Raw genomic sequence first — 15,978 nt, 5'->3', positions numbered from 1 at the left:
CACATCATCCGGAAACGAGAACCGCCCGAACACAGGTGGTGCTCGGGCAGGTACATGACGGGTGGTGCAGTGGCGAAGCTATCTCGCGAAGTCGCTGGCCAGCAATGACCTACCCGAGGTGACTTCGGAAAGAAGCCCGCGCAGTTGAACCGCTCCTCGCGTGCCGCCGTGACGTTGAACAGGGAGCGCGAGCGCGATCGTGCCCCCTGGTCACCGTGAGGAACAGAGCCGTCACATGCCCGTCGTACCGAACCCGTCCCCGGACCCGGACCCGTCCCCGTCCACCCTGGCAACAGCACCCGCAACGCGAGGAGACTCCGTGGCTACCGACGCACCGCCCCCCTCGAAAGAGCAACACAAACTCCCCAGCACCGAGGAGTTCACCGCGGTGCAGGAGAGTGCGGAGTTCGGTGAACTACGCCACTCCTACCGCTCCTTCGCCTTTCCCCTGACCGTCGGCTTCATCGCCTGGTACCTGCTGTACGTCCTGCTGTCGAACTTCGCCGGCGACTTCATGGGCACCAAGCTGTTCGGCAACATCAACGTTGCCTTCGTCCTCGGCATCGCCCAGTTCGTCACCACGTTCATCATCGCCTGGTGGTACTCCCGGCACGCCGCCGCGAAGCTCGACCCCAAGGCCGAGGCGATCAAGTCCCGTATGGAGGGCGACGCATGAGCATCGCGCAGCAGAGTGTCCTCGCGGCCGGAGAGGCCAGCGAGCACCGACCACTGATCATCAGCCTCTTCGCGGTGTTCGTCGTCGCGACCCTGGTCATCACGGTCTGGGCGGGCCGCCAGACCAAGGACGCCGCCGACTTCTACGCCGGCGGACGCCAGTTCAGCGCCTTCCAGAACGGTCTCGCGGTCTCCGGCGACTACATGTCGGCCGCCTCGTTCCTCGGCATCGCCGGCGCCATCGCCCTCTTCGGCTACGACGGCTTCCTGTACTCCATCGGCTTCCTGGTCGCCTGGCTGGTGGCGCTGCTCCTGGTCGCCGAGCCGCTCAGGAACTCCGGCCGCTACACCATGGGTGACGTACTGGCGTACCGCATGCGCCAGCGGCCGGTCCGCACCGCGGCCGGCACCTCCACGATCGTCGTCTCGATCTTCTACCTGCTGGCCCAGATGGCCGGCGCGGGTGTCCTGGTCTCGCTGCTGCTCGGCATCACCTCCGACGCGGGCAAGGTCGGCATCGTCGCCCTGGTCGGCATCCTGATGATCGTGTACGTCTCCATCGGCGGCATGAAGGGCACCACCTGGGTCCAGATGGTCAAGGCCGTCCTCCTCATCAGCGGCACGATCCTGATCACGTTCCTGGTGCTGCTGAAGTTCGACTTCAACATCTCCGACCTGCTCGGCACGGCCGCCGAGAACAGCGGCAAGGGCTCCGCCTTCCTGGAGCCCGGCCTCCAGTACGGCGCGACCGGCACCTCCAAGCTGGACTTCATCTCCCTGGGCATCGCCCTGGTGCTCGGCACGGCGGGTCTGCCGCACATCCTGATCCGCTTCTACACGGTGCCCAACGCCAAGGCCGCCCGTAAGTCCGTGAACTGGGCCATCGGCATCATCGGCGGCTTCTACCTGATGACGATCGCGCTCGGCTTCGGCGCCGCCGCGCTGATCGACCAGAAGGAGATCATCGAATCCAACCCGTCCGGCAACACGGCGGCCCCGCTGCTCGCCCTGCACCTGGGCGGCGTCGACTCCACGTGGGGCGCGATCCTGCTGGCGACGATCTCGGCGGTGGCCTTCGCGACGATCCTCGCCGTGGTCGCCGGCCTGACCCTCGCCTCGTCGTCCTCGTTCGCGCACGACATCTACGCCAACGTCATCCGCAAGGGCCAGGCGTCCGGCAAGGAAGAGGTCCGAGCGGCCCGCGTGGCGACCGTCTTCATCGGTGCCGCGGCCATCGGCCTGGGCGCCCTCGCCCGTGACCTCAACGTGGCCGGCCTGGTCGCGCTGGCCTTCGCGGTCGCCGCGTCCGCCAACCTGCCGACGATCCTCTACAGCCTGTTCTGGAAGAAGTTCACCACCCAGGGCGCACTGTGGTCGATCTACGGCGGTCTGATCGTCGCCGTCGGCCTGGTGCTGTTCTCGCCCGTCGTCTCCGGCGACCCGAAGGCGATGTTCCCGGACGTCGACTTCGCCTACTTCCCGCTGAAGAACCCGGGCATCATCTCCATCCCGTTCGGCTTCGCGATGGGCTGGCTCGGCACCGTCCTGTCCAAGGAGGAGCCCGACGCCGGCAAGTACGCGGAGCTGGAGGTCCGGTCCCTGACCGGCACCGGCGCCCACTGAGTCCGCCGGGCAGCGCTCTGTGACCGGCCGCGTCGTAGGTCTCTACGACGCGGCCGCGTCTTACCTCGTGGGATCGGGCACTGTCGATGTCAGTCGGGTCACGTAGGCTCGCAGGTGACGGCAAACGAGTGCTCCTCGAGTACTCCGACAGTGTTCCGCAGACGAGGGAGGGGGCCCACGTGCTCATCGACACCTACGGCCGGCAGGCCACCGACCTGAGAGTCTCGCTGACCGACCGGTGCAATCTGCGCTGTACGTACTGCATGCCCGAGGAGGGCCTGCAGTGGCTGGCCAAGCCCGATCTGCTCACCGACGACGAGATCGTCCGCCTGATCGACATCGCGGTCACCTCGCTGGGCATCCAGGAGGTCCGCTTCACCGGCGGCGAGCCGCTGCTGCGCCCCGGTCTGGTGGGCATCGTGGAGCGCGTCGCGGCCCTGGAGCCCCGTCCCCAGATGTCGCTGACGACCAACGGCATCGGCCTCAAGCGCACCGCGAGTGCCCTGAAGGCGGCGGGCCTGGACCGGGTCAACGTCTCCCTGGACACCCTGCGCCCGGACGTCTTCAAGACCCTCACCCGCCGGGACCGCCACAAGGACGTCATCGAGGGCCTGTACGCGGCCCGCGAGGCGGGCCTGACCCCGGTCAAGGTCAACTCGGTCCTGATGCCGGGCCTCAACGACGACGAGGCCCCCGACCTGCTGGCCTGGGCCGTCGAGCACGACTACGAACTGCGCTTCATCGAGCAGATGCCGCTGGACGCCCAGCACGGCTGGAAGCGCGACGGCATGATCACCGCGGGCGACATCCTCACCTCCCTGCGCACCTGCTTCGACCTGACCGAGGAAGGCTCCGAAAAGCGCGGCTCGGCCCCGGCCGAACGCTGGCTGGTGGACGGCGGCCCGCACGTCGTGGGGGTCATCGCCTCGGTCACCCGCCCGTTCTGCTCCGCCTGCGACCGCACCCGCCTCACCGCCGACGGCCAGGTCCGCACCTGCCTGTTCGCCACCGAGGAGACCGACCTGCGCGCGGCCCTGCGCTCCGGCGCCCCGGACCAGGAGATAGCCCGCATCTGGAAGGTCGCGATGTGGGGCAAGAAGGCGGGCGCGGGCCTGGACGACCCGACCTTCGTCCAGCCGGACCGCCCGATGTCCGCGATCGGCGGCTAGGGAACCTGCCCCCGCGCTTCCCACTCCTTCAGCAGGACGACGTCCTTCAGGAACCCCCGTACGCCGAGGAACTGGGACAGGTGCTCCCGGTGCTCCTCGCACGCCAGCCATGTCTTCCGGCGCTCCGGCGTGTGGATCTTCGGGTTGTTCCACGCGAGCACCCACACGGCGTCCAGGCGGCAGCCCTTCGCGGAGCAGATCGGGGTGGTCTCTTCGCTCACTGTTTCGTCTCACAAAGTGCCGTGAACAAGGCGACGCCGAGCAGCCACGGGGGGAGCTGCCCGGCGTCGGTCTGTCGCTCCGACGGGGGATGCGGAGCGCGTAGGAAGTATGTCACGGGTAACCCGTCGCCCGGCACTGGAACAACATGATTGATCTGAGCTTTTCTTGAGCTTGGTAGGGAGGAAACTTCCGGATTCGGGCCCTCCGCCAAGGTCACGTCCGCTCGCGCGGCTCGCCCCGTACGCCCGCCTCCGAACCGCCCACGGCGTCTTCCGGGAACGGTTCCGCGGAGCCCCTCGGAGCGCTCGGCGGCGTGATCATCGGAGGCAGCGGCGCGGTCACGAATGTCGACGGCAGGGACGGCGCGTTCTCCCGCCCCGCGTTGGCGATCACCACCGCGACGTAGGGGAGCAGAGCCCCCAGCACCAACGCGACGATGGCGACGTGCCGTTCGACGTTCCAGAGCGAGACCGCGAGGATCACCGACGCCGTACGCACGGCCATCGAGATCACATACCGCCGCTGCCGGCCGCGCACATCGTCCTGAAGCCCCTGACGGGCTCCGGTGATCCGGAACACCTGGGCGTTGCCTGCCGCATGCTGCTTCCGCATCACATTCCACCATCCGCCCGCATCGGACTCTCCCCGGCCCGTACCCACTCCGCCCCCGGCAGAGGTTCCGGGCCCGGACACGTCCTACGTTACGCCGCGTCTGCGCCGCCTACGAGACCGGGGCACCTCCCGCCCGGGCGAACGACCTGCGCCGTAGCGCGTACGGCCCACTCGACATGCGCCGTACAGCGCATGCGCCGACACTGGCCGTAATGCTCACGTCGAGCCGTACTAGGAGGCAGCCATGGGCTGGTTGTGGGCGATCATCGTGGGATTCGTGCTGGGTCTGATCGCGAAGGCGATCCTCCCGGGCAAGCAGCACAGCCCGCTGTGGTTGACGACCATCTTCGGCATGCTGGGCGCCATCGCGGGCAACGCGATCGCGCGTGCCGCAGGCGTCGACGAGACCTCCGGTATCGACTGGAGCCGCCACGCCTTCCAGCTCGTCGCCGCGATCATCATCGTGGGCGTCGGCGACATGGCGTACATGGCGACGCTGGGCAAGCGCAAACAGCGGACCTGAGAGCGTCCACGCCGAGAGGGGCGGCCTTCCCGCACGGGAGACCGCCCCTCTCGCCGTGTGCTCAGGCGCCCGTGACCTCGACCGCCGCCAGGTTCTTCTTGCCCCGGCGCAGCACCAGCCAGCGACCGTGGAGCAGGTCCTCCTTGGCGGGAACCGCGTCCTCGGCCGCGACCTTCACGTTGTTCACGTAGGCCCCGCCCTCCTTCACGGTCCGCCGCGCGGCGGACTTGCTGGCCACCAGGCCGACCTCGGCGAGCAGGTCCACGACGGGGCCGAGCTCGGCGACCTGGATGTGCGGCACCTCGGAGAGGGCCGCCGTCAGCGTCTTCTCGTCCAGGTCCGCCAGCTCGCCCTGACCGAACAGCGCACGGCTCGCGGCGACCACGGCGGCGGTCTGACCGGCGCCGTGCACCAGCGTCGTCAGCTCCTCCGCCAGTGCGCGCTGGGCGGCACGGGCCTGCGGACGCTCCTCGGTCTGCTTCTCCAGCTCCACGATCTCGTCATGGGAGCGGAAGCTGAAGATGCGCAGGAACTTGGAGACGTCCCGGTCGTCCGCGTTCAGCCAGAACTGGTAGAAGGCGTACGGCGTGGTCATCTCCGGGTCGAGCCAGACCGTGCCGGACTCCGTCTTGCCGAACTTGGTGCCGTCCGCCTTGGTGATCAGCGGCGTGGCCAGCGCGTGCACCACGGCGTCGGGCTCGACCCGGTGGATCAGGTCGGTGCCCGAGGTGAGGTTGCCCCACTGGTCGCTGCCGCCGGTCTGCAGCGTGCAGCCGTGCCTGCGGAACAGCTCCAGGAAGTCCATGCCCTGGAGGATCTGGTAGCTGAACTCCGTGTAGCCGATGCCCGCGTCGGAGTTGAGCCGCCGGGCGACGGCCTCCTTCGCGATCATCTTGTTGACCCGGAAGTACTTGCCGACGTCCCGCAGGAACTCGATGGCCGACAGCCCCTGGGTCCAGTCCAGGTTGTTGACCATGATCGCGGCGTTCGGGCCCTCGAAGTCGAGCAGCGGGGTGATCTGCGCCCGGAGCCGCTCGACCCACTGGGCCACGACGTCCGGCGAGTTCAGCGTCCGCTCCGCGGTCGGCTTGGGGTCGCCGATCAGACCCGTCGCACCGCCCACCAGGCCCAGTGGACGGTTGCCCGCCTGCTGGATCCGGCGCATCGTCAGGATCTGCACGAGGTTGCCGAGGTGGAGGCTGGGTGCGGTCGGGTCGAACCCGCAATAGAACGTGACGGGGCCGTCCGCGAACGCCTTGCGCAATGCGTCCTCGTCAGTGGAGAGGGCGATCAGCCCGCGCCACTTCAGCTCGTCGACGATGTCCGTCACGGTTCTCGTATCTCCTTGGATGATCTGCGGCGGTCGGGTGACAACCAGCTACGAGGTTATACGCCCCGACTGACAGAGCTCATATTGAAGTCCGGCACCCTCAGGGCCGGCATCGCAGCCCTAGTGAACCAGTCGCTCCACTCCCTCGGCAGCGTCTTTTCCGTGCGCCCGGCCTCCGTGGCCCGGCCCAGCAGGTCCACCGGCGACTCGTTGAACCGGAAGTTGGTGACCTCGCCGGTGACCTCGCCGTTCTCGACGAGGTAGACGCCGTCTCGGGTCAGGCCGGTCAGCAGCAGCGTCGCCGGGTCGACCTCGCGGATGTACCAGAGGCAGGTCAGCAGCAGCCCGCGCCGGGTGTTCGCGACCATCTCCTCCAGGGAGCGGTCCTCGCCGCCGTCCAGGATCAGGTTGTCGATGCCGGGCGCCACCGGCAGTCCGGTCAGCCCGGCGCTGTGCCGGCTGGTCAGCAGGCTGCTCAGCTCGCCGGCCCGCATCCACTCGGTGGCGGTCAGCGGCAGCCCGTTGTCGAACACCGACGAGTCGCCGCCGGAGGAGTGCGTGAGCACGAAGGGCGCGGACTCCAGGCCCGGCTCGTTCGGGTCGCTGCGCAGGGTCAGCGGCAGCTCGGTCAGCCGGTCGCCGAGCCGGGTGCCGCCGCCGGGCTTGGAGAACACGGTCCGGCCCTCGGCAGCGTCCCGGCCGGACGCCGACCACATCTGGTAGATCAGCAGGTCCGCCACGGCGGTCGGCGGCAGCAGCGTCTCGTACCGCCCGGCGGGCAGGTCGTGCTTGCGCTCGGCCCATCCCAGGCGTACGGCGAGCTCGGCGTCCAGCGCGGCCGGGTCGACGTCCTTGAAGTCCCGGGTGGAGCGGCCGGCCCACGCCGAGCGCGTACGGTCCGGCGACTTGGCGTTCAGCTCCAGCGTCCCGTTGGGCTGGTCGTGCCGCAGGCGCAGACCCGTCGACGTACCGAGGTAGCTGGAGACCAGCTCGTGGTTGGCGAAGCCGTACAGCTCGCGGCCGCCGGCACGCGCGCGTGCGAAGGACTCGCCGAGCGCCGGCGCGAAGTCGGCGAACACCGCGGAGGAGGTCTCGGCGGGCCCGTCCGTGAAGTCGGGGGACGCCGGTACGCCCGTCACCAGCGGCTGCGCGTCCTCGGCGGGCGCCGCACCGCGCGCTGCGGCCTCGGCGGCCCGGACCAGGGACTCCAGCTCGTCCACGGTCACCGCGGCCCGCGAGACGACTCCGGAGGCGGTTCCCTCCTTGCCGTCGACCGTCGCGATCACGGTGAGGGTACGGGTGCGGGTGACGCCGTTGGTGGTGAGCGCGTTGCCGGCCCAGCGCAGGTTCGCCGTGGACTGCTCGTCGGCGATGACGACACACCCGTCGGCCGTCGACAGCTCCAGGGCACGTTCGACGATCTCGTGCGGCTTGTTCGTACGAGGACTCATCGACCGGCCTCCTGCGTCGTGTTGAGGATGTTGACGCCCTTGAACAGGGCCGACGGGCAGCCGTGCGACACCGCCGCCACCTGCCCCGGCTGGGCCTTGCCGCAGTTGAAGGCGCCCCCGAGGACGTAGGTCTGCGGACCGCCCACCGCGGCCATCGAGCCCCAGAAGTCGGTGGTGGTCGCCTGGTAGGCGACGTCCCTCAGCTGCCCGGTGATCCGACCGTTCTCGATCCTGAAGAACCGCTGGCCGGTGAACTGGAAGTTGTAGCGCTGCATGTCGATCGACCAGGACCGGTCACCGACGACGTAGATGCCCCGGTCGACGCCGCCGATCAGGTCCTCCGTCGACATCCCGGCCGGGTCCGGCCGGAGCGAGACGTTGGCCATGCGCTGTACGGGCACATGGCCGGGGGAGTCGGCGAACGCGCACCCGTTGGACCGCTCGAAGCCGGTCAGCCTCGCGATCCGCCGGTCCAGCTGGTAGCCGACGAGCGTGCCGTCCTTCACCAGGTCCCAGGACTGGCCCGCCACACCCTCGTCGTCGTAGCCGACGGTCGCCAGACCGTGCTCGGCGGTGCGGTCACCGGTCACGTTCATCAGGTCGGAGCCGTACCGCAACGTGCCCAGCTGGTCGAAGGTGGCGAAGGAGGTGCCGGCGTAGGCCGCCTCGTAGCCGAGGGCACGGTCCAGCTCGGTGGCGTGGCCGATGGACTCGTGGATCGTCAGCCACAGGTTGGAGGGGTCGACGACCAGGTCGTACACCCCCGACTCGACACTGGGCGCCCGCATCTTCTCGGCGAGCAGCTCCGGGATCTGCTCGAGCTCGCTGTCCCAGTCCCAGCCGGTGCCCGTGAGGTACTCCCAGCCGCGTCCGACCGGCGGCGCGATGGTCCGCATGGAGTCGAACTCGCCGCTCGACTCGTCGACCGACACCGCGGTCAGCGACGGGTGCAGCCGCACCCGCTGCTGGGTGGTCACGGTCCCGGCGGTGTCGGCGTAGAACTTGTTCTCGTGGACGGTCAGCAGTGACGCGTCGACGTGGTTGACCCCGTTCGCCGCCAGCAGCCGCGCGCTCCAGTCCGTCAGCAGCCCGGCCTTGTCCTCGTCGGGCACGGTGAACGGATCGATCTCGTACGACGAGATCCATGTCTTCTCGGAGTGCACCGGCTCGTCGGCGAGCTCGACGCGCTCGTCCGAACCCGCCGCCTTGATCACCTGCGCGGCCAGTTTCGCCATCGCCACGGCCTGCGAGGCGACCCGCGCCGCCGCGTCCATGTTCAGATCCACGCCCGACGCGAAACCCCACGTGCCACCGTGCACGACCCGCACCGCGTACCCGAGGTCGGTGGTGTCCGACGTCCCGGCGGGCTTGGCGTCCCGCAGCCGCCAGGACGCGCTGCGCACCCGCTCGAACCGGAAGTCCGCGTGCTCGGCGCCCAGCGCACGCGCGCGTGCCAGCGCGGCGTCGGCCAGGGCGCGTAGGGGAAGCGCTGTGAAGGCTTCGTCGATGGTATGAGGCACCGAGGTATCTCCCTGCTCTCGTGACCTGTGGACTCCGATCATGTCGTGTGCGCAGCTCCGGGGACCATACGTTTCGGTGCGTGGTCGCCGTCTTCTGTAGGGACCCGACAGTGCGGCCCCCGAGCCACTGTCGGTGCCCGAATGTCCGCACGCCGGGGCAGACCGATAGGTTTCGAAGGGAGCCGCCTGCCCTCCGGGTGCCGGGCGGATGAGTTCAGACCGCTATGGAAAGGGTGATCCGTTGAGCCGCTCGGTTCTCGTCACCGGAGGCAACCGGGGCATCGGCCTCGCCATCGCCCGGGCTTTCGCCGAAGCCGGCGACAAGGTCGCGATCACGTACCGCTCGGGTGAGCCACCGGCCGCCCTGGCGGAACTGGGCTGCCTCGCCGTCAAGTGCGACATCACCGACACCGAGCAGGTGGAGCAGGCCTACAAGGAGATCGAGGACGCGCACGGTCCCGTCGAGATCCTGGTCGCCAACGCCGGCATCACCAAGGACCAGCTCCTGATGCGCATGTCCGAGGAGGACTTCACGTCCGTCCTCGACACCAACCTCACCGGCACCTTCCGCGTCGTCAAGCGCGCCAACCGCGCCATGCTGCGCGCCAAGAAGGGCCGTGTCGTCCTGATCTCGTCGGTCGTCGGACTGATGGGCGGCCCCGGCCAGGCCAACTACGCCGCCTCCAAGGCCGGTCTGGTCGGCTTCGCGCGCTCCCTGGCCCGTGAGCTGGGCTCGCGCAACATCACCTTCAACGTCGTCGCGCCCGGCTTCGTCGACACCGACATGACCAAGGTGCTCACCGACGAGCAGCGCGAGAACATCGTGAAGCAGGTGCCGCTCGGTCGTTACGCGCAGCCCGAGGAGATCGCCGCGACGGTGCGGTTCCTCGCCTCGGACGACGCCTCGTACATCACTGGAGCCGTCATCCCGGTTGACGGCGGACTGGGAATGGGTCACTGAACACCATGGCTGGAATCCTCGAGGGCAAGAAGATCCTCATCACCGGTGTGCTGATGGAGTCCTCCATCGCCTTCCACACCGCCAAGCTGGCCCAGGAACAGGGCGCGGAGATCATCCTCACCGCGTGGCCGCGTCCGACCCTCACCGAGCGCATCGCCAAGAAGCTGCCCCGGCCGGAGAAGGTCAAGGTCCTGGAGCTCGACGTCTCCAACGACGAGCACCTGGCCCGCCTGGAGAGCCAGGTCCGTGAGCACCTGGGCGACCGGCTCGACGGTGTCGTGCACTCCATCGGCTTCGCGCCGCAGGACGCGCTCGGCGGCAACTTCCTGAACACGCCGTTCGAGTCCGTGGCCACCGCCATGCACGTCTCCGCCTTCTCGCTGAAGTCGCTGACGATGTCGCTGCTGCCGCTGATGACCGAGGGCGGTTCCGTCGTCGGCCTCACCTTCGACGCACAGTTCGCCTGGCCGCAGTACGACTGGATGGGCCCGGCCAAGGCCGCCCTGGAGGCCACCAGCCGTTACATGGCCCGTGACCTGGGCAAGCACAACATCCGCTGCAACCTGATCTCGGCCGGTCCGATCGGCTCCATGGCCGCGAAGTCGATCCCCGGCTTCGCCGAACTGGCGTCGGTGTGGGACAGCCGCTCCCCGCTGGAGTGGAAGCTGGAGGACCCGGAGCCGGCCGGCAAGGGCGTCGTCGCCCTGCTGAGCGACTGGTTCCCGAAGACCACCGGCGAGATCGTCCACGTGGACGGCGGTCTGCACGCCATCGGCGCGTGACACTGCCGCCGAGCCTCGGCCGGCCTTGAGGGGCCGCACCCGCTGCAAAAGGGGGTGCGGCCTCTCGGCGCGTCCGCGCGGGGTCACCCGTTCGGCCCATCCGGCCGGGCGGGCGGGGCGCACAACTGGGCACTCTGGATTACGCGTTCACCACGCTTCCCTCCCCAGCACGGCCGAGGAGGTCCCCTTGTGCGCCTGTCCCGCAGCCTCGCCTCAGCAGCCGTCGCCGTAGCCCTCCTGCTGTGCCTGCCGCACGACGCATCACCGCACGCACGCGTGGAGCGACCGAGGGCCGATGAACCCGAGTTGTTCGGTGCCGCCTGCCACAACAGGGTCACCGGCTCCCATGTGACCGCGTACTGCCACAACCCGTATCCCGACGTCGACCGCGTCCGGCTGCACATCGAGTGCGAGCGCTGGTGGGACGTCGACAGCGACGGCGCCCCGGTCGAGGCCGGGCCCGCGCAGACCGTACGGCTGGACGGCCGCTGCTGGAAGGAAGTCCGCTCGGTGTGGGTCAGCCACCAGAAGCGGTGAACCGGCCCGGCCGGCACAGGAACGGATAGCCCGCCGCCTCCGTCGCGGCCGTCTCCGCGTCGCCCGCGCGGATCGCGTCGACCAGCCGCGCGTGGTCCATGTACGTCTCCGGCGTCAGCTCCTCGCCCACGTCCTCGCGCAGCCAGTCCCGCAGCACCTCGCCCAGGTCCGCGTACAGCGCCGACATCACGTCGTTGTGGGAAGCCGCCACCACCGCCAGGTGGAAGGACGAGTCCGCCGTCACGAAGGCCTCCGCGTCACCCGACTCCCACGCCTCCTCGCGCCGTACGAGCAGCGCGTCGAGCTGCTTGAGGTCCTTCTCCGAACGCCGCTCGGCGGCCAGCCGCGCCGCGGAGGACTCCAGCGTGGCGCGGAGCTCGGCGATGTGCCGGGGATCGGCGTCGGCGAACCGGCGGTGCATCACACCGGCCAGCTCGCTGGTCGCCACGACATAGGTGCCCGAGCCCTGGCGGATGTCCAGCAGGCCGTTGTGCGCGAGCGCGCGGACGGCCTCGCGGACCGTGTTGCGGGCCACCCCGAGCTGCTCGACGAGCTCCGGTTCCGTCGGGATGCGCGAGCCGACCGGCCACTCTCCCGACGTGATCTGCTGCCGCAGCGCCGCGATGACCTGCTCGGACAGTGCCGATCGACGGGGGTGGCTCAGAGGCATGGCACACCTTCGCATGGGATCGCCGACCCGGGGCAGCCGGGGGATGGACAACCAATCATCCCATGATTCTATGATGGGTCGCATGGCACGCGAGGAAACCCGGACGACGACGTCCCCGCACATCCGCAGCTCGGCACCGAGCGAGCCCCCGGGGGCCACCCCGCGCGCGTGGCCGACACGGCTGCTCGTGCTCGGCATCGTCCTGGCCGCCGTCAACCTGCGCCCCGCCATCACCAGCCTCGGCGCCCTCCTGGAGGAGGTCCGCGACGGACTGGGCATGAGCGGCAGCATGGCCGGGCTCCTGACCTCCGTGCCCCCGCTCTGCTTCGCCTTCTTCGGCGTCATGGCCCCGCGCCTGGCCCGCCGCTTCGGACCCGGAGCGGTGGTGTGCGCCGGCATGGTCGCCATCACGGCAGGCCTGCTCATACGGCCGTACACGGGCAGCACGGTCGGCTTCCTGGCCGCCAGCGCTCTCGCCCTCATGGGCATCGCCGTCAGCAACGTCCTGATGCCCGTCATCGTCAAGCGCTGGTTCCCGGACCGCGTCGGCACCATGACCGGCCTCTACTCGATGGCCCTCGCCCTGGGCACGGCCACCGCGGCCGCCGTGACCGTGCCGGTGACCGACAGGCTGGGCGGCAGCTGGCAGACCGGGCTCGCGGTCTGGTCGGGGCTGGCCGCCGCGGCCGTACTGCCGTGGATCCCGTCGATACGGCAGCGGGGCACGGCGTCCGCCGCGGAGGCACCCGCGCGCGAGGAGCAGCCCGCGCTGCGCATCACCCGCAGCCGTACCGCCTGGGCGCTCGCCGTCTTCTTCGGGCTCCAGGCCACCGCCGCCTACATCACCATGGGCTGGATGGCGCAGATCTTCCGGGACGCGGGCGTGCCCGCGAGCACGGCCGGATTGCTGCTCGCCGTCACGATGGTGATGGGCGTACCGCTCGCCTTCGTCATCCCGCGCGTGGCCACCCGCCTGCCGCACCAGGGCCCGATCGTCCTCGTGCTCGGCGTCTGCGGCCTCGCCGGATACGCCGGCCTCTACTTCGCGCCCGCCTCCGGAGCCTGGGCCTGGGCCCTGCTGCTCGGCGTCTCCAACTGCGCCTTCCCGCTGGCCCTGACGATGGTCGGGATGCGGGCCAGGACCGGCGCCGGCGTCGCCCAGCTGTCCGCGTTCGCGCAGAGCACCGGCTATCTGATCTCCATCCCGGGCCCGCTCCTGGTCGGCGTGCTCTACCAGCACAGCGGCGGCTGGGGCCTGCCGATCGCCCTCATGGCCGCCCTGATGGTCCCGCAGATGGCCGTGGGCGTCCTCGCGGGACGCGACAGGACGGTCGAGGCAGAGGCGGCCCGCTGACGCCACCCCGGCGGATCCGATGGCGGTCGCGGGTGGGAGACTGGCCGTATGCCAGTGCTCGACCCGAACCCGCAGAACGGCCAGAAGAAGATGCTGCTCGTCTTCGGCGCGTTCCTCGCCATCTTCGTGATCATCGCCGTCATCGCGTCGCTCGCCTCACCCTGAACCGGTGGGGGTGGGGCTAGCCCCACCATCCCCTAGGGGGCGAGTCTCAGGGTCAACTGGGTGGATCACCGGATGGGTTGAGAGCCCGCGCTTCCGTAACTTCGAGATGTGACCGCGGCACAGCGGACCACCGGCCCACTCGACGACGCGGAGGCAACCATGTCGGCCCCTACGCACACCCCGCCCCACCCGGCGACCCGGGGACGCGTCGACATCCGGCTGCCCTGGTGGGCCCTCGCCCTGCCGACACTCGCCTTCATCACGCTGCTCGCGCTGATCCTGAATCCGTCCGACGCGCACGCCGCCGCGGACGATCCGCTGATCACCCAGCTTTTCGAGCGCATACAGCAGCTGGTCACGCGCTGAGCACCCCTGCGGCACCGGCTCTCGACCACCTCCACACACCCGTGGAGCCGCATGTCAACTCCCTGCGCCTTATGGCCTATTTCATGCGAAGCTGGGTCTCATGAGCGTCGCAGAATCCCGCAGGATCGTCCTCTTCCGGCATGCGAAAGCCGACTGGCCACAGGTGACCGACCACGAGCGGCCGCTCGCCGACCGGGGCCGCAAGGATGCCGCAGAAGCCGGACGCAGGCTGGCCGACACCGAAATCCCCTTCGACCTGGCCCTCTGCTCCACCGCGACCCGGACCCGTGAGACCTGGAAGCTCGCCGTGCACGAGTTCGCGCACCGGCCGAAAACCGTCTACGAGGAGCGGGTCTACGAGGCCTCACCCGGCGAGCTGATCGCCGTGCTCAACGAGACCCCCGACGACGCGCAGAACATCGTCCTGATCGGCCACAACCCGGGCGTGCAGGGCCTCGCCGACATCCTGGCCGGCTCGGCCGAGGGGGATGCCGGCGAGCGGATGGGCCGCCGCGGCTTCCCGGCCGCCGCCTTCGCCGTCCTGTCGTTCCCCGGCCCCTGGAAGGCGCTGGAGCCGGGCGCGGCCACGCTCCTGGACTACTGGGCCCCGTCCGAATGATCCGACCGATGTGAGAACCCTGTGAAAGGGCCCGGCACCGTGACGGTGCCGGGCCCTTCGCACGCCGTACGACTCCTGCCGTACGCGACGGCTCGGTACGCGCCGGCTCAGTCGATGTCGTCGTGGGTGTCCGCCGCCTCGACCTCTTCGCGGGTCACGCCCAGCAGATACAGGACGGTGTCCAGGAACGGCACGTTCACCGCGGTGTGCGCCGCCTCCCGCACCACCGGCTTGGCGTTGAAGGCGACCCCGAGGCCGGCCGCGTTGAGCATGTCCAGGTCGTTGGCACCGTCGCCGATGGCCACGGTCTGCGCCAGCGGCACCCCCGCCTCGGCGGCGAACCGGCGCAGCAGCCGCGCCTTGCCCGCCCGGTCCACGATCTCGCCGGTGACCCGGCCGGTCAGCTTCCCGTCGACGATCTCCAGGGTGTTGGCCTGGGCGAAGTCCAGGCCAAGGCGCTCCTTGAGATCGTCGGTGACCTGGGTGAACCCGCCCGAGACGACCCCGACTTGGTAGCCGAGGCGCTTGAGCGTACGGATGAGGGTGCGGGCGCCGGGGGTCAGCCGCACCTCGGTGCGCACGTTGTCCACGACCGAGGCGTCGAGCCCTTCGAGGAGGGCCACACGCGCGTGCAGCGACTGCTCGAAGTCCAGCTCCCCGCGCATCGCGGCCGCCGTCACCTCGGCGACCTTGTCCTCGCAGCCGGCGTGCGCGGCGAAGAGCTCGATGACCTCGTCCTGGATGAGCGTCGAGTCGACGTCCATCACGACGAGCCGCTGCGCGCGCCGGTGCAGCCCGGCCGCGACGACGGCGACGTCCACGCCGAGCGCGGCGGCGTCGGTCACCAGGGCGGTCCGCAGGGGCTCGGTCTCCACACCGGACACCGCGAACTCGACCGCGGTCACCGGGTACTTGGCCAGCCGGAAGATACGGTCGATGTTGCCGCCGGCCTTGGTGATCCGGGCGGCGGTCGCGGCGGTGGCCTCCGCGGTGAGCGGATGTCCGAGCACGGTGACGAGGGAACGGCCGAGGCCACGGGGCCGGTTGTCGCCCAGGCCGGAGATGATCTCGGCCTGCATCTTCATCGACTCCGCCCAGCTGTGGACGGTCTTGCGCAGGTCGCCCTCCAACCCGCGCGGCGGCTCGGTCACGAGCGCGCACAGCACCATGCGGCCACGGGTGACGACCTGCTCGATGTCGACCACGTCGACGGAGTAGGCGGCGAGAGTGTCGAAGAGTCCGGCGGTGATGCCCGGCCTGTCCTTGCCGAAGATCTTGACGAGAAGAGTGGGGACGTCGGAGGTCTGCGAAGCGCTCATGGTGTACCCACCGTATCCGGCACCCAGTGCCTTCCGCCCCTGAGGTCCGCCTGACGGACAGGGAACACTGAGCGTCGCTC

The 15,978-nt window shown here is 69.8% G+C and carries 18 protein-coding genes; 11 read left to right on the top strand and 7 right to left on the bottom strand.

Annotated features, from left to right (window positions below; all coding sequences use genetic code 11):
• Positions 1-319: 319 nt before the first annotated feature.
• The 3 genes from OG381_RS13015 to moaA all read left to right on the top strand — a co-directional run bounded on the left by OG381_RS13015 (position 320) and on the right by moaA (position 3,467).
• Positions 320-676, top strand: a complete 357-nt coding sequence (locus tag OG381_RS13015) for a DUF485 domain-containing protein (protein ID WP_327716261.1) — start codon at positions 320-322, stop codon at positions 674-676.
• Complete coding sequence (locus OG381_RS13010) at positions 673-2,298, top strand: solute symporter family protein (protein ID WP_327716260.1); 1,626 nt, start codon at positions 673-675, stop codon at positions 2,296-2,298. Before OG381_RS13015 ends, OG381_RS13010 begins: the two co-directional genes overlap by 4 nt.
• A gap of 179 nt (positions 2,299-2,477) precedes the next feature.
• On the top strand, positions 2,478-3,467 hold the full coding sequence (moaA, locus tag OG381_RS13005) for a GTP 3',8-cyclase MoaA (protein ID WP_327716259.1): 990 nt from the start codon (positions 2,478-2,480) through the stop codon (positions 3,465-3,467).
• Here the strand turns inward: moaA and OG381_RS13000 are convergent.
• The gene (locus tag OG381_RS13000) at positions 3,464-3,688 is read right to left on the bottom strand and encodes a hypothetical protein (RefSeq protein ID WP_327716258.1); all 225 of its coding nucleotides are present in this window, start codon (positions 3,686-3,688) and stop codon (positions 3,464-3,466) included. The two genes, moaA and OG381_RS13000, sit on opposite strands and share 4 nt — an antisense overlap.
• A 214-nt stretch (positions 3,689-3,902) precedes the next feature.
• A complete protein-coding gene (locus tag OG381_RS12995; protein ID WP_327716257.1) occupies positions 3,903-4,301 on the bottom strand; it encodes a DUF3099 domain-containing protein in 399 nt (132 codons plus the stop codon).
• 244 nt (positions 4,302-4,545) lie between these two features.
• On the opposite strand from OG381_RS12995, the gene OG381_RS12990 reads away from it, so the two are divergent.
• Positions 4,546-4,824 carry a GlsB/YeaQ/YmgE family stress response membrane protein gene (locus tag OG381_RS12990; RefSeq protein WP_327716256.1) on the top strand — a complete coding sequence of 93 codons (279 nt, stop codon included), beginning with the start codon at positions 4,546-4,548 and terminating at the stop codon, positions 4,822-4,824.
• 61 nt (positions 4,825-4,885) lie between these two features.
• Here OG381_RS12990 and tyrS read toward each other — a convergent pair whose 3' ends face one another.
• From tyrS to OG381_RS12975, 3 genes are read right to left on the bottom strand one after another with little or no spacing between them, the layout of a single operon-like run.
• Positions 4,886-6,154: a tyrosine--tRNA ligase gene (gene tyrS, locus OG381_RS12985; RefSeq protein WP_327716255.1), complete on the bottom strand. Its 1,269-nt coding sequence runs from the start codon at positions 6,152-6,154 to the stop codon at positions 4,886-4,888.
• 56 nt (positions 6,155-6,210) lie between these two features.
• Positions 6,211-7,605, bottom strand: coding sequence for a metallopeptidase TldD-related protein (locus OG381_RS12980; RefSeq protein ID WP_327716254.1), 1,395 nt, complete (start codon positions 7,603-7,605; stop codon positions 6,211-6,213).
• Complete coding sequence (locus OG381_RS12975; protein WP_327716253.1) at positions 7,602-9,125, bottom strand: TldD/PmbA family protein; 1,524 nt, start codon at positions 9,123-9,125, stop codon at positions 7,602-7,604. The genes OG381_RS12980 and OG381_RS12975 overlap by 4 nt, the downstream gene beginning before the upstream one ends.
• 241 nt (positions 9,126-9,366) lie before the next feature.
• On the opposite strand from OG381_RS12975, the gene fabG reads away from it, so the two are divergent.
• The 3 genes from fabG to OG381_RS12960 all read left to right on the top strand — a co-directional run bounded on the left by fabG (position 9,367) and on the right by OG381_RS12960 (position 11,405).
• Complete coding sequence (fabG, locus tag OG381_RS12970) at positions 9,367-10,086, top strand: 3-oxoacyl-[acyl-carrier-protein] reductase (RefSeq protein ID WP_266894307.1); 720 nt, start codon at positions 9,367-9,369, stop codon at positions 10,084-10,086.
• A gap of 5 nt (positions 10,087-10,091) precedes the next feature.
• Entirely contained in the window at positions 10,092-10,868 is a 777-nt protein-coding gene (gene fabI, locus OG381_RS12965; protein WP_266829110.1) for an enoyl-ACP reductase FabI, read from the top strand.
• A gap of 189 nt (positions 10,869-11,057) precedes the next feature.
• Positions 11,058-11,405, top strand: a complete 348-nt coding sequence (locus OG381_RS12960; protein WP_327716252.1) for a hypothetical protein — start codon at positions 11,058-11,060, stop codon at positions 11,403-11,405.
• Here OG381_RS12960 and OG381_RS12955 read toward each other — a convergent pair.
• On the bottom strand, positions 11,386-12,075 hold the full coding sequence (locus OG381_RS12955; RefSeq protein ID WP_327716251.1) for a FadR/GntR family transcriptional regulator: 690 nt from the start codon (positions 12,073-12,075) through the stop codon (positions 11,386-11,388). The two genes, OG381_RS12960 and OG381_RS12955, sit on opposite strands and share 20 nt — an antisense overlap.
• Positions 12,076-12,145: 70 nt before the next feature.
• Between OG381_RS12955 and OG381_RS12950 the strand changes: the two genes are divergently transcribed.
• The 4 genes from OG381_RS12950 (at position 12,146) to OG381_RS12935 (ending at position 14,579) form a co-directional block, all read left to right on the top strand.
• Entirely contained in the window at positions 12,146-13,429 is a 1,284-nt protein-coding gene (locus OG381_RS12950) for a CynX/NimT family MFS transporter (RefSeq protein ID WP_327716250.1), read from the top strand.
• Positions 13,430-13,477: 48 nt separating this feature from the next.
• Positions 13,478-13,594, top strand: a complete 117-nt coding sequence (locus OG381_RS12945) for an SGM_5486 family transporter-associated protein (RefSeq protein WP_095046370.1) — start codon at positions 13,478-13,480, stop codon at positions 13,592-13,594.
• A gap of 159 nt (positions 13,595-13,753) precedes the next feature.
• Positions 13,754-13,960: a hypothetical protein gene (locus OG381_RS12940; protein ID WP_046257754.1), complete on the top strand. Its 207-nt coding sequence runs from the start codon at positions 13,754-13,756 to the stop codon at positions 13,958-13,960.
• 100 nt (positions 13,961-14,060) lie between these two features.
• Positions 14,061-14,579, top strand: a complete 519-nt coding sequence (locus tag OG381_RS12935; protein ID WP_327716249.1) for a SixA phosphatase family protein — start codon at positions 14,061-14,063, stop codon at positions 14,577-14,579.
• Between the two features lie 107 nt (positions 14,580-14,686).
• Here the strand turns inward: OG381_RS12935 and serB are convergent, their stop codons facing one another.
• The gene (gene serB, locus OG381_RS12930; RefSeq protein ID WP_327716248.1) at positions 14,687-15,898 is read right to left on the bottom strand and encodes a phosphoserine phosphatase SerB; all 1,212 of its coding nucleotides are present in this window, start codon (positions 15,896-15,898) and stop codon (positions 14,687-14,689) included.
• Between the last annotated feature and the right edge of the window lie 80 nt (positions 15,899-15,978).

The sequence above is a fragment of the Streptomyces sp. NBC_00490 genome (assembly GCF_036013645.1).
In the GTDB taxonomy this organism is placed as follows: domain Bacteria; phylum Actinomycetota; class Actinomycetes; order Streptomycetales; family Streptomycetaceae; genus Streptomyces; species Streptomyces canus_F.
The sequence above is the reverse complement of the archived record's forward strand: the minus strand, read 5'-3'. Positions and strand labels throughout refer to the sequence as shown.